The sequence below is a fragment of the Streptomyces sp. NPDC050610 genome, from assembly GCF_040654875.1.
In the GTDB taxonomy this organism is placed as follows: domain Bacteria; phylum Actinomycetota; class Actinomycetes; order Streptomycetales; family Streptomycetaceae; genus Streptomyces.
This window is the reverse complement of sequence record NZ_JBFAIV010000016.1, coordinates 69,211-82,172: the sequence shown is the minus strand read 5'-3', so window position 1 is coordinate 82,172 and position 12,962 is coordinate 69,211. Positions and strand designations below refer to the sequence as shown.

Annotated in this window: 10 protein-coding genes; 5 read left to right on the top strand and 5 right to left on the bottom strand. The window is 73.2% G+C overall.

Going from position 1 to position 12,962, the window contains the following annotated elements:
* Window positions 1-31: 31 nt before the first annotated feature.
* From AB0I22_RS20805 to AB0I22_RS20795, 3 genes are read left to right on the top strand one after another with little or no spacing between them, the layout of a single operon-like run.
* Window positions 32-1,603, top strand: a complete 1,572-nt coding sequence (locus AB0I22_RS20805; RefSeq protein ID WP_363132305.1) for a glycoside hydrolase family 13 protein — start codon at window positions 32-34, stop codon at window positions 1,601-1,603.
* Window positions 1,604-1,650: 47 nt separating this feature from the next.
* Window positions 1,651-4,158, top strand: a complete 2,508-nt coding sequence (locus tag AB0I22_RS20800) for a glycosyl hydrolase (RefSeq protein WP_363132304.1) — start codon at window positions 1,651-1,653, stop codon at window positions 4,156-4,158.
* Window positions 4,155-4,328, top strand: coding sequence for a hypothetical protein (locus AB0I22_RS20795; RefSeq protein ID WP_363132303.1), 174 nt, complete (start codon window positions 4,155-4,157; stop codon window positions 4,326-4,328). The genes AB0I22_RS20800 and AB0I22_RS20795 overlap by 4 nt, the downstream gene beginning before the upstream one ends.
* A gap of 60 nt (window positions 4,329-4,388) precedes the next feature.
* Here the strand turns inward: AB0I22_RS20795 and ispG are convergent, their stop codons facing one another.
* From ispG to AB0I22_RS20775, 4 genes are read right to left on the bottom strand one after another with little or no spacing between them, the layout of a single operon-like run.
* Entirely contained in the window at window positions 4,389-5,507 is a 1,119-nt protein-coding gene (gene ispG / locus AB0I22_RS20790; RefSeq protein WP_363132302.1) for a flavodoxin-dependent (E)-4-hydroxy-3-methylbut-2-enyl-diphosphate synthase, read from the bottom strand.
* Window positions 5,508-5,509: 2 nt separating this feature from the next.
* Window positions 5,510-7,447, bottom strand: a complete 1,938-nt coding sequence (gene dxs, locus AB0I22_RS20785) for a 1-deoxy-D-xylulose-5-phosphate synthase (RefSeq protein WP_363132301.1) — start codon at window positions 7,445-7,447, stop codon at window positions 5,510-5,512.
* Entirely contained in the window at window positions 7,447-8,457 is a 1,011-nt protein-coding gene (ispH, locus tag AB0I22_RS20780; RefSeq protein WP_363132300.1) for a 4-hydroxy-3-methylbut-2-enyl diphosphate reductase, read from the bottom strand. Before ispH ends, dxs begins: the two co-directional genes overlap by 1 nt.
* A 14-nt stretch (window positions 8,458-8,471) precedes the next feature.
* Window positions 8,472-9,521 carry a polyprenyl synthetase family protein gene (locus AB0I22_RS20775; RefSeq protein ID WP_363132299.1) on the bottom strand — a complete coding sequence of 350 codons (1,050 nt, stop codon included), beginning with the start codon at window positions 9,519-9,521 and terminating at the stop codon, window positions 8,472-8,474.
* Between the two features lie 412 nt (window positions 9,522-9,933).
* Here AB0I22_RS20775 and AB0I22_RS20770 point away from each other — a divergent pair, with 412 nt between their 5' ends.
* Window positions 9,934-10,101, top strand: coding sequence for a hypothetical protein (locus AB0I22_RS20770; protein WP_363132298.1), 168 nt, complete (start codon window positions 9,934-9,936; stop codon window positions 10,099-10,101).
* 116 nt (window positions 10,102-10,217) lie between these two features.
* Here the strand turns inward: AB0I22_RS20770 and AB0I22_RS20765 are convergent, their stop codons facing one another.
* Window positions 10,218-11,585, bottom strand: a complete 1,368-nt coding sequence (locus AB0I22_RS20765; RefSeq protein WP_363132297.1) for a hypothetical protein — start codon at window positions 11,583-11,585, stop codon at window positions 10,218-10,220.
* Between the two features lie 310 nt (window positions 11,586-11,895).
* On the opposite strand from AB0I22_RS20765, the gene AB0I22_RS20760 reads away from it, so the two are divergent.
* Window positions 11,896-12,669, top strand: coding sequence for an SDR family oxidoreductase (locus tag AB0I22_RS20760; RefSeq protein WP_363132296.1), 774 nt, complete (start codon window positions 11,896-11,898; stop codon window positions 12,667-12,669).
* Window positions 12,670-12,962 lie beyond the last annotated feature (293 nt).

Here is a 12,962-nt window from a genome sequence, read left to right as displayed (position 1 = left end):
GCGCCCGGCCCCGTACGAAAGGACCCCTCCTTTGCCCCGCACGGACTGGTGGCGCACCGCCGCCATCTACCAGGTGTACGTACGCTCCTTCGCCGACGGGAACGGCGACGGCACCGGCGATCTGGCCGGGGTCCGCGCCCGGCTGCCGTACCTGGCGGAGCTCGGCGTGGACGCGCTGTGGTTCACCCCCTGGTACCTCTCGCCGCTCGCCGACGGCGGCTACGACGTCGCCGACTACCGCACCGTCGATCCGGCCTTCGGCACCCTCGCCGAAGCGGAGAAGCTCCTGGCCGAGGCGCGCGACCTGGGCCTGCGCACCATCGTGGACATCGTGCCCAACCACGTCTCGGACCGGCACCCGTGGTTCGAGGCCGCGCTCGCCGCCGGCCCCGGATCGCCGGAGCAGGAGCTGTTCCACTTCCGGCCGCCCTCCTGCGAGCCGCCGAACGACTGGGTGGGCGAGTTCGGCGGCGTGCCCTGGTCGCGCACCGACAACGGCCAGTGGTACCTGCACCTCTTCAGCCCCGAGCAGCCGGACCTCAACTGGAGCCACCCGAAGGTGCGCGAGGAGCACGAGGACGTGCTGCGCTTCTGGTTCGAGCGCGGCGCGGCGGGCGTACGGATCGACTCCGCGGCGCTCCTCGCCAAGGCCGACGGGCTGCCCGACATGCCCGGCGGCGACGCCGAGGACGGGCACCCCTTCCACGACCGGCCGGAGCTGCACGCCGTCTACCGCTCCTGGCGGCGGCTGGCGGAGGAGTACGGGGCCGTGCTGATCGGCGAGATCTGGCTGCCGGACCCCGAGCGCTTCGCCCGCTACCTGCGCCCCGACGAGCTGCACACCGCCTTCAACTTCGACTTCCTGGCCCGCCCCTGGGACGCCGCCGAGCTGCGCGCGTCCATCGACCTGACCCTGGCCGCGCACGCCCCCGTCGGCGCCCCCGCGACCTGGGTGCTGGCCAACCACGACGTGACCCGTACGGTCACCCGCTACGGGCGGGCCGAGGACACCGGTTTCGCCTTCGAGCGCAAGCGCTTCGGGGTCCCCGCCGACCTCGCCCTGGGCGCCCGCAGAGCACGCGCCGCGGCGCTGCTGACCCTGGCCCTGCCCGGCTCCGTCTACCTCTACCAGGGCGAGGAACTGGGCCTGCCGGAGGCGGAGATCCCGCCCGAGCTGGTGCAGGACCCGATGCACGCCCGCTCCGGCGGCGTGGACCCGGGCCGCGACGGCTGCCGGGTGCCGCTGCCCTGGCACGCCGACGGCGACGGTCCGGGCTGGCTGCCGCGCCCGCCGGGCTGGGAGCGGTACGCGGCTGAACGGCAGGCCGCCGACCCGGACTCGATGCTCGCCCTTTACCGCACCGCCCTGCGGCTGCGCCGCGCCTTCCAGGACGCGGGCCCGCTGCGCTGGCTGCGTACGGACGTACCGCACACGCTGTCCTTCGCGCGGGCCCTGCCGGACGGCGGCAGCGTGCTGTGCGCGGTCAACCTCGGCACGGTGGACGCGGAGCTTCCGCCGCACTCCGAACTTCTGCTGGCCAGCGGCCCCTTGACGCCAGGGGGCGCGCTGCCGCAGGACACGGCGGCCTGGCTGCGGGGCTGACCACCCCGGGCACGGCCGCCGCCCGCCCTCCCACAGAAGGGAATGTCATGGGCACTACACACGGCACGACGGGGCGCACCGCGCACCGCACCAGAGCAGGGCGACCCGTACTGGCCGCCCTGCTCGGCACCGGACTGCTGCTGGCCGGCGGGCCGCCGGCCGCCGCCGGAACCGCGCCGGACAGCAAGACGACCGGCGAATCCCCCCTCCCGGCAAGCCTCAGCGGCGACGCGAACGCCGCCCGCGCGCACGACGGCGACCCCGGCTCGTACGCGAAGGGCAGTACGTCCCACTGGGTACGGGCCGACCTCGGGGCGACCCGCCGCCTGGACCGGGTCGAACTCCGACTGCCCGGCGCGGCCCAGCGCATCCAGCTCCAAGGCTCCGCCAACGGCCGGGACTTCGTCGACCTCTCCGACGCCCGCGCCCGCCAGGGCAAGGTCACGCTGCCCCTCGGCGGCGCCCCCATGCGCTACCTCCGCGTGGCCGGAGCGCAGCGGGTCGGCGAACTCGCCGCGTACGGAGCGGTATCGGGCGACACCACGCCCCCGAAGGCGCCGAGCGGCGTCCGGCTGGACGGCGCGACACTGAGCTGGGAGCGCGTACCCGGAGCGGCCGGGTACGACGTCTACGCCGACGGGCGGCTGCGCGCCGGGCTGCCCGCGACGGCTGCGAGGTGGCAGGACACCACGGCGCCCGGCGGCACGGCGCACCGGACCGCGTACACCGTGCGGGCCAGGGACGCCTCGGGCAACGAGTCCCCGGACAGCAGTACGGCCGCCCGCACCGCCGCCGCGGGCAAGGGCTCCACGCGCGCCGCGTTCACCCCGCCGAGCGGCAAGCCCACGCCGGGCCCGGCGCGCCCCAAGCCGGCCGCGACCGGCGCCGCCATGCCGTACCGCACCGTCGAGGCGGAGTCCGGCGCCACCGGCGGCGGCGCCCAGGTCATCGGTCCCAACCGGAAGATCGGCGACCTGGCGGGCGAGGCGTCGGGCCGCAAGGCCGTGACGCTGAAGGAGACCGGCCAGTACGTGGAGTTCACCACCCCGGTGGAGACCAACACCCTCGTCACCCGCTTCTCCATCCCGGACGCACCGGGCGGCGGCGGAACGAGCGCGACGCTGAACGTCTACGTGGACGGGGCGAAGGCGAAAGCGCTCGACCTCACGTCCAAGTACGCCTGGCTGTACGGGTCCGAGGCGTTCCCCGTGAACGACCCCGGCGCGGGCCCGGCCCGGCACGTCTACGACGAGGCCCACCTCGACCTCGGCCGCACCGTCCCGGCGGGCAGCAAGGTCCGGCTCCAGAAGGACGCCGGGAACTCCTCCTCGTACGCGATCGACTTCGTCGACTTCGAGAGGGTCTCCGCGGCGCCGAACCCGGACCCGGCGGCGTTCGTGCAACCGGCCGGATTCGGCCACCAGGACGTGCAGAACGCGCTGGACAAGGCCCGGATGGACACCACCGGGAAACTTCAAGGCGTCTATCTGCCGCCGGGCGACTACGAAACCTCCAGCAAGTTCCAGGTCTACCTGAAGCCGGTGAAGGTGATCGGCGCCGGACCGTGGTTCACCCGCTTCCACGCCCCCGCCGGGCAGCAGAACACCGACGTCGGCTTCCGCGCGGACAACGGCGCCAACGGCTCGACGTTCTCCGGCTTCGCGTACTTCGGCGACTACACCTCGCGCATCGACGGCCCCGGCAAGGTCTTCGACTTCCAGCACGTCGCCGGCATCACCATCGACGACATCTGGGCCGAGCACATGATCTGCCTCTACTGGGGCGCCGACACCGACCGGATGACGCTCAAGCGCAACCGCATCCGCGACACCTACGCCGACGGCCTGAACATGACCAACGGCTCCACCGACAACCTGGTGACCGACAACGAGGCCCGGTCCACCGGCGACGACTCCTTCGCCCTGTTCTCCGCGCTGGACTCGGGCGGCGGCGAACAGACGAACAACGTCTACGAGAACCTCACCTCCAAGCTCACCTGGCGCGCCGCCGGCCTGGCCGTCTACGGCGGCCAGCTCAACACCTTCCGGAACATCCGGGTCACCGACACCCTGGTCTACGCGGGGGTGACCATCTCCTCGCTGGACTTCGGGTTCCCGATGAACGGCTTCGGGCCCGGCCGGACCACGTTCGAGAACCTCGCCCTGGAGCGCACGGGCGGCCACTTCTGGAACGGCCAGACCTTCCCCGGCATCTGGCTCTTCTCGGCGTCGAAGCCGTTCCGCGCGATCCGGGTGAACGGCGCGACGATCACCGATCCGACCTACCACGGGATCATGTTCCAGACGAACTACGTCGGACAGCGGCCCCAGAACCCCGTCGAGGACACGGAGTTCACGGACGTGACCGTCTCCGGGGCGAAGAAGAGCGGCGACGAGTACGACGCGAAGTCCGGCTTCGGGATCTGGGCCAACGAACTGCCCGAGCCGGGACAGGGCCCGGCGGTGGGCAAGGCGACGTTCCGGCGGCTGACGCTGCGGGACAACGCGGAGAACATCCGCAACACCACCTCCACGTTCACGGTCGGCGTGGAGTGACGGGCACGCTTTCGGCCGGGCCGCCGCCGCAGGATGCTGCGGCGGCGGCCCGGCTGCTCCCCGCGGACGGGCTTCCGGCGAGCCCGTCGGTCAACGGGGAGCGGCTGACGGCGACCGCCCGGCCCGTGCCGGACGCGGCGGACAGGCGGGCGCCGTTCGCGGGTTCGTAGCCGCGATGTGCCGAGGGCGGGCGGCGGCCGGTCGCTGGTGACCAGGGAGCGGTGAGGCGTTCATCGCAGCTCACCCTCCCCGGCGATTCGGGTCGCTTCGTCGAGCAGAGCTTCGACGATCTTCGACTCGGGGACCGTCTTGATGACCTCTCCCTTGAGGAAGATCTGCCCTTTGCCGTTGCCGCAGGAGACGCCGAGGTCGGCCTCGCGGGATTCGCCGGGGCCGTTGACGACGCAGCCCATGACGGCGATGCGCAGGGGGTGGGGGAAACCGTCGAAGGCGGCCTCGACCTGGGAAGCGAGTTTGTGGATGTCGACCTGGAGGCGGCCGCAGCCGGGGCAGGAGACGATTTCGAGCTGGCGGGGGCGCAGGCCCAGGGACTGCAGGATGTGGTTCCCCGCCTTGACCTGCTCGACGGGCGAGGCGGAGAGGGAGACGCGGACGGTGTCCCCGATGCCGTCGGCCAGCAGGACGCCGAAGGCGACGGCGGACTTGATGGCGCCCTGGAAGGCGGGGCCCGCCTCGGTCACGCCGAGGTGGAGGGGGTAGTCGCAGCGTTCGGACAGCGCCCGGTAGGCGGCGATCATCGTGAGCGGATCGTGGTGCTTGACGGCGATCTTGAGGTCGGTGAAGCCGTGCTCCTCGAAGAGCGAGCACTCGTGCAGAGCGGACTCGGCGAGCGCCTCGGGGGTGGCGGAGCCGTACTTGGCCAGCAGCCGCCGGTCGAGGGAGCCGGCGTTGACGCCGATGCGGATCGGGGTCCCCGCCGCCGACGCCGCGGCGGCGATCTCCTTGACCTTGTCGTCGAACCTCTTGATGTTGCCGGGGTTGACGCGGACCGCGGCGCAGCCGGCGTCGATGGCCTGGAAGACGTAGCGGGGCTGGAAGTGGATGTCGGCGATGACGGGGATCTTGGACTTGGCGACGAGGGCCGGGAGCACGTCGGCGTCGTCCTGGGAGGGGACGGCGACCCGGACGATGTCGCAGCCGGCCGCGGTGACTTCGGCGATCTGCTGGAGGGTGGTGTCGATGTCGGCGGTGTTGGTCGTGGTCATGGTCTGCACGGAGACCGGTGCGCCGCCGCCGACGGGGACATCGCCGACCTGGATTCGTCGGGTGGGGCGGCGCACCGGAGTCTTCGGGGGCAGGGCGGGCAGGCCCAGGTCGATGGCGGTCATCGTCAGACCTTCCGTACGTGCTCGGCGGATGCGAGTTCCGCCGCTCGGGCGGGGTGTCCGGCGCGGGCGCGGAGCACGGAGCGGGCGATGCCCTCGGCGTCGAGGCGGGCGGCGGCGAGCAGCTCGCCCCGGGTGCCGTGCTCGATGAAGCGGCCGGGCAGCCCCAGCGCGCGGATCGGCACGGTCACGCCGGCGTCGGCCAGCGCGCGGGCGACGGCGGTGCCGACGCCGCCGTGCCGGGTGTTGTCCTCGACCGTGACGACCAGGCGGTGCCGGGCGGCCAGGCCGGTCAGTTCGGGCGGTACGGGCAGGACCCAGCGCGGGTCGACGACGGTGACCCCCACGCCGTGACCGGTGAGGCGGTCGGCGGCTTCGAGGGCGGCCTCGGCGAGCGGCCCGGCGGTGACGAGCAGCACGTCGGGGTAGCCGCTCCGGTACAGGACGTCGAGGGGCCCGCGCCGTTCGACAGCGGGGATGTCACGGCCGACCGAGGCCTTGGGGAACCGCAGCGCGGTGGGGCCGGTGGCGCACGTGACGGCTTCGGCCAGGAGCAGCCGCAGCTGCGCGGCGTCGCGGGGCGCGGCGACGCGGATGCCGGGGACGGCGCCGAGGAGCGTCAGGTCCCACATGCCGTGGTGGCTCGGCCCGTCGGGACCGGTGATGCCGGCCCGGTCCAGCACGAAGGTGACCGGCAGCCGGTGCAGGGCGACGTCCATCAGCACCTGGTCGAAGGCGCGGCCGAGGAAGGTGGCGTAGACGGCGATGACGGGATGCAGCCCGCCCGCGGCGAGCCCCGCCGCGGAGGTGACGGCGTGCTGCTCGGCTATGCCGACGTCGAAGAACCGGTCCGGGTAGCACCGGCCGAAGCGGGCCAGACCGGTGGGGCCGGGCATCGCGGCGGTGATCGCCACCAGCTCCTCGTGCCGGGCGCCGAGCGCGCACAGCTCGTCGGAGAAGATGTTCGTCCAGGTGGGCGAGGAGCCGCTGGACCGGGGCTCGCCGGTGGCCGGGTCGAGGACGCCGACGGCGTGCATGCGGTCCGCCGGCTCGCTCTCGGCCGGCTCGTAGCCCTTGCCCTTGACCGTGACGGTGTGGACCACGACCGGCACGCGCATGTCGCGGGCGATCTGGAGGGCTTCCTCGACCGAGCGCAGGTGATGGCCGTCGACGGGGCCGAGATAGGCGAAGCCGAGCTGCTCGAAGAGGCTGATCGCCACCGGCAGCGGCCCGGTGGCGCCGGCGCTCCCGTCATCGGAGCCGCCGGTGCGTTCGCCGGCGGACGGCCGGCGGTGGCTCAGCCACCCGGAGTCGTCCTGCGTCTCCGCCCGCAGCCGCTGCAAGTGGTCGGCGAGGCCACCGATGGTGGGGGCGTAGGAGCGTTCGTTGTCGTTGAGGACGACGATCACCGGGCGGCCGGGGGTGCCGCCGATGTTGTTCATGGCCTCCCAGGCCATACCGCCGGTCATCGCCCCGTCGCCGACGACCGCCACCACCGCCCGGTCGCTCTCGCCCGCGAGCCGACGGGCCTTGGCCAGGCCGTCGGCATAGGCCAGGGCCGTGGAGGCGTGGGAGTTCTCGATGACGTCGTGCTCGGACTCGGCGTGGCTGGGGTAGCCGGACAGGCCCCCGGCCCGGCGCAGCCGGTCGAAGTCCTCGGCGCGGCCGGTGAGCAGCTTGTGCACGTAGGCCTGGTGGCCCGTATCGAAGAGCAGCGTGTCGTGCGGGGAGTCGAAGACCCGGTGCAGCGCCAGGGTCAGCTCCACGGTCCCCAGATTGGGGCCCAGATGGCCGCCGGAGGCTGTGACCTTCTCGATGAGGAAGGCGCGGATTTCCTCGGCCAGGTCCTCCAGTTTCCCGTCGGCGAGGCCGCGGAGGTCCTTGGGACAGGTGATCCCGGACAGCAGCGGATAGGCGGTGTGGGCGGGGGCGAGTGCGGTCATCAGGTCCTCACGGCGGCAGGCGGGGCGAAGTGGACGTCTTCGATGGTGGTGCTGCGCTCCTCGACGGTCACCGGGCCCAGCGTGCGCAGGAACGTGATGACGCCCTCGATCAGCGGGGGCGGGGTGGAGGCCCCGGCGGTCAGCCCGATGGTGTCCGCGTCCGCCACCCACTCGGGGCGGATCGCGAGGGCGTCCTCGACGAGATGGGCGGGCGTGCCGAGCCGTCGGCAGACCTCCGCCAGGCGCACGGAGTTGGAGGAGTTCGCCGACCCCACCACGAAGAGCACGTCCGCCTCCGCCGCGACCGCCTCCACCGCGAGCTGCCGGTTGGTGGTCGCGTAGCAGATGTCGTCCGCGCCGGGGCCGTGGGCACGCGGAAACCGGCTCTTGAGCGCGGCGATGACCTCGCGGGTCTCGTCCGCGGCCAGGGTGGTCTGGGTCAGATAGGCGACCTCGGCGTCCTCCGGCAGATCCAGCTCGGCCACGTCCTGGACGCTCTCGACCAGCACCGACGCCTGCGGGGCTTCGCCCAGCGTGCCCTCGACCTCCTCGTGCCCGGCATGGCCGATCAGCACCACGGGTTCGCTCCGGGCCGCGAACCGGCGCGCCTCGGAGTGCACCTTGGTCACCAGCGGACACGTCGCGTCCACCACGCGCAGCCCCCTGCGGCGGGCTTCGTCGCGTACGGCGGGGGAGACGCCGTGCGCGGAGAACACCACCAGCGCTCCGTCGGGCACCGCGTCGAGCTCGTCGACGAAGACCGCCCCGCGCCGCTCCAAGCCCCGCACCACATGGGTGTTGTGGACGATCTGCTTACGGACGTACACCGGCTGTCCGGCGCCGTCGCGCTGGTCCAGCAGGGCCTCGACGACCTCGATCGCGCGCTCCACCCCGGCGCAGAAGGACCGGGGGGAGGCCAGTACGACCGTGCGCGCCCGGCCGGCTCCCGATCCCCGTGAGGTATCGGCCGCCCCGTCGCCGGGGTCGTTCCTGTGCTGGTCGTGCGGCATACGAGTCCACTCCCTCAGTTGTTCCGGCGGGTGAGCACTTGGGCCAGCGCCGTCAGGTCCCGGCGGCCTTCGGGCGCGGGGCCGGCCTCGGCCAGTGCGGCGAAGGCCGCCTCAAGCTCCTGATCGACCGCGCGACGGGCCGCCCGTACCCCGCCGGCATCCGTGACCAGCAGCGCCGCCCACCGCAGGTCGGCGTCCGACAGCGGAGCGCCGCTCGCGTAGAGCCCGGCCAGCGTCCGGCCCTGTGCCCCGTCGGAGGCGAGGGCGGCGAGCACGGGATAGGTCTTCTTGCGGGCGGCGATGTCGCCGCCCACCGGCTTGCCCGTCGTCTTCGGGTCGCCGAAGACCCCGAGGAGGTCGTCCACGATCTGGAACGCCAGCCCCAGGTGCCGGCCGAACTCCGCGAGCGCGCCCGCCCGTTCGGCGTCCGCGCCGCCGGCCAGCGCGCCCAGGCCGCACGCGGCCCCCATCAGCGCCCCGGTCTTGGCCGTGGCCATCGCGGCGTACTCGGCCGTGGTGATCTCCGGGCGCTGCTCGAAGGCCACATCCATCGCCTCCCCCTCGACCAGCTCCTCCACCGCGCGGCCGAGCATCGCGACCGAAGCGGCCGTCCGCGGGCCGGAGGCGGTCGCGAGGACGCGGTGGGCCAGGGCCAGCAGGGCGTCCCCGGTGAGGACCGCCGCGGGAACGCCGAACAGTTTCCATACGGTGGGCCGGTGGCGGCGCAGCGCGTCCTGGTCGATGACGTCGTCGTGGAGGAGCGAGAAGTTGTGCACCAGCTCGACGGTCACCGCCGCGCGTACCGCGTCCCGCGCGGCTCCGCCCACCGCCTCGGCGCAGCTGAGGACGAGTGCCGGGCGCACGGCCTTTCCCCGGTACCCTCGCGGCGGGCGCCCGGCCTCGTCCTGCAACCCCAGGTGATAGCCCGCCCATCCGGCCACAGCCGGCGGCAGCGTCCCGGTCCAGTCCCGTAGCGCGGGACCGGTCAGCTCGCGGGCCCGCTCCAGTGCGGCGACACCGGGATCGGTGCCGTCGGCCGACGCGGTGGACGCGGTCGTGGCCATCACAAGTCCTCCCGTGCAGGGGCGAGGTCGCCGGGGTATGGCCCTCGGCCGCCGCCCGCTTCCGGTCGGAGCGGGATGGGTCCGGCGCCTTTCGGGCTCACGTCCAGCAGGCCACGGCCGCCGGGGCCGGACAAGTGACCTGGTGCGATGGGTGCGTGCACGTGTTGAACGGACATGCGCCGGTGAGTCTCCGGGCGGCTCCTGGGGCGCCGGCGGGGCCCTGATGCTCGGCATGCGGCGGCTCGCGGGCCGGTACGCACCCGCATGGAACGCGCCGGCTCCCGCTCACCGTCCGCGAGCGTCCTGGCGCGTCCGGCATGTGGACGAATGAGGAACGTTTCTTCGGGTGGGCGGCGCCGACAGCGTCGGCGTTGCCCTGGCGCGGGCGGCATGGAGCACGTATGCAGAGGGGATGGACGATCCCTTCAGGTTCTGTGCGCAGCTCCTCATCTGCGATCAACTGCTCTCCCACTCCGTCGAGTTGCTGAGGGAGGGCGGCTCCGGAACGGATACGGGCGACGGGGCCTTCCCCCGGCAGGACGCGGAGCGCGAGGCGAGGCTTCCCGGAGCTGAGGAGTGATCAGGCACAGGGCGAGGTGACGCCGGGCGCCGCCTTTCACATGGAGGCAGGAGCCCACGCGTCTGAAAAGGGTCCCCGGCGTGGGGCGCCGGGGGCACGCGATCGGGCCGGTCGTCTCACGGAGTGAGGCGGGGGCGCGAGAGAGCGAGCGCGCGCTTGCGGACAGCGGTCGCCAGGGGCTGGCGAGGGAAGCGGCGCAGGCCCTCAAGGAGATGGGCGAGGGCCCGGTCGGCCTGCTGCGAGTGCAGGTGGGGGTACTGGTCCAAGAAGACGTGCCAGTGGGCGCAGGACGCTTCCACGTGCCCCATGGACAGAAGCGTCTCGGCGAGCCGGGCCTGAGTGAGCACGTACGCCCTGCGCTGGGTGGGGGCGCGGTGCCGCGCGGAGGCCGACAGGGCGGACAGCGCCTGGGAGGGGTCGTCCAGAGCACGGAGGACCTGGGCCCGCTGGTAGTCCAGGCCGGCCCGCGGGTAGGCCGTGAAGGGACCGGGCGGGCTGGAGGCCTGCTCGTGGTGGCGCTCCGCCGCGGTCAGGTCGGCCAGCGCGCGGCGCGGCTGACGCTGCCTGGCGTAGACATGGGCGCGCTGGGCCAGGAGGAACGACTGGGTGGCCGGCCCGGCGTCGGCGCCGGCGGCGTCCACCGCGGTGTCGGCGAGGTTCAGGGCGTGGTCCGGGTGCCCCAGGTGCAGGGCCTGCGTGCTCATGGCGCGCAGTGTGACCGCGTACAGCCGCCGGTTGCCGGCCTCCTGGGCCAGATGGAGCGCGGTGTGGAAGTACTGCTGCGCCAGGCTGTGGTGGCCGGAGTCGTCGGTCATGCCGGCGAGCAGGTGCGTGAGCTGGACGGTGCCGCTCAGCAGCTCGCGATGCAAGGGGTGGGGAGCGGGCGCTGCGAGCAGCCGGCCGGCGCCCTCGGCGAGGTAGGCGGTCAGCGCGGCCCTGATGTGGGCGCCGCCGTGGCGTTCGGCGAGGGAGGCGAAGCTCTCGGTCATCGCCTGTAACGCCAGGGCGTCGGCGGTGGTCGCCTGGCCCTCCGGCCCGTGCGGCGGAGCCGGGGGACACGGCGGCGGCTTCCAGAGGGGCGGGGTGAGGGCGGTCAGGGTGTAGACGGTGGTACGGGCCAGCACGGCCCGGCGGGCCGGGTCGGCGTCCGCGCGGCACAGGGCCGTCAGGCGGCGCAACGTATCCCCCGCCGAGGGGCGGGAGGGAAGGCGCGGCGGGGACGTCTGCGGGGCCTGGGACAGCCCGGTGTCCCAGGCGGTGACCACGCGCCCGGTGCGGCGGCCGAAGGCCGAGGCCACGAGCTCGGGAACGGGCGGGCGGGGCCGGGAGCCGCTGAGCCAGTGGGCCACCGACGTACGGTCGTAGCGCAAGGTCAGACCCTGCGCCGCTCCCAGGCTGTTGACTGCCCGGGCCAGTCCGCCCGCGGTCCAGTCGGCCTCCATCAGCAGTGCGGACAGCAGTGTATTGGGGGCGTGGCGGGCCATGCGCAGTCTCCGTTCTTCCCCGCACAAGGGGCCACGCGCGTACGGGCAGTTCGGCGCCCGCACGAATCGATCTATTTGCGGTCCGTTCCGGGGGGTGCGGTTGATTGAGGTCTCTTATAGTTCCCTGCCCGCTGTCGGCTACCTCATCCACCGTGCCCGCTGCCCTCGCCTGCGGCCGGGGAGCGCGGTGATGAAAGCCCTTCCGGCCGTGCCGCGCGGGCACTGCCGGCGCGCGAGATCTGGGTGGTGCGCGGTCCCGGAACCCGACGTAGTGTCGTGGCAACTGGCCATGTCCGAGTGGGGAGTTGCTGTGGAAGCGAACCGTTTCGAAGGCAAGGTGGTCATCGTCACCGGCGGCGGGTCCGGCATCGGCGCCGCCGCCGTGCACCGCTTCGGGCGCGAGGGCGCGACGGTGATAGCCGCCGGCCGGACCGAGGCGAAGCTGACGGTGACCGCCGCCGACGCGCCCGCCGGCTCGACGGTCGTGACGCGCGTCGTGGACGTCGCCGACGAGTCCGCGATCACCGCGCTGGTCACGGAGACGGCCGAGACGTACGGCCGGCTGGACGTGCTGGTCAACAACGCGGGCACCGCCACGTCCGGAACCGTGGAGGAGACCGGCACCGCCGCGTGGCGGAGCATCCTGGCGGTCAACCTCGACGGCGTCTTCTTCGCCTCGCGGACCGCGCTGCCCCATCTGCGGCGCGTCGGCGGAAGCATCGTCAACGTCGGCTCGATCTCCGGACTCGGCGGGGACTGGGGGCTGGCCGCGTACAACGCCGCCAAAGGGGGGCTGGTCAACCTGACCAACGCCATGGCACTCGACCACGGCCACGAGGGCGTGCGCGTCAATGCCGTGCACCCGGGCCTCACCCGGACCCCGATGGCCGTTCCCCTCACCGAGAACGAGGACTTGATCGCCGCCTACCGCAAGCGAATCCCTATGCGGCGCCCCGCCGAACCTGCCGAAGTCGCCGACGTCATCGTCTTCCTGGCGAGCTCCGACGCCCGTTTCGTCAACGGCGTCCACATCCCGGTCGACGGCGGGCTCACCGCTTCGAACGGCCAGCCGCGCTTGTTCTGACCGCCCGGCTGCTGCCGCTCCTCGTTGGGGAGGCCGCGGCGCTGTCCGCCCGCGTTCCGGAGCGGATGGCGGATGGCGGATGGCGGATGGCGGATGGGGGATGGGGGATGGGGGGTGGACAGGGGACGGAGGATGGTGGGATGGCGGCAATTGGTCTGGGCCATGGGGCGTCCGGTCGCCATCCTGTTGACGAATGCATGTCATGCCGTGGGTGCGCACCCCGAACGCGCGTTATCTGGACGGCACTTCATCCGGACCGCGCGTTGTCCGAACATGCGCCATCCCCAAGGCAT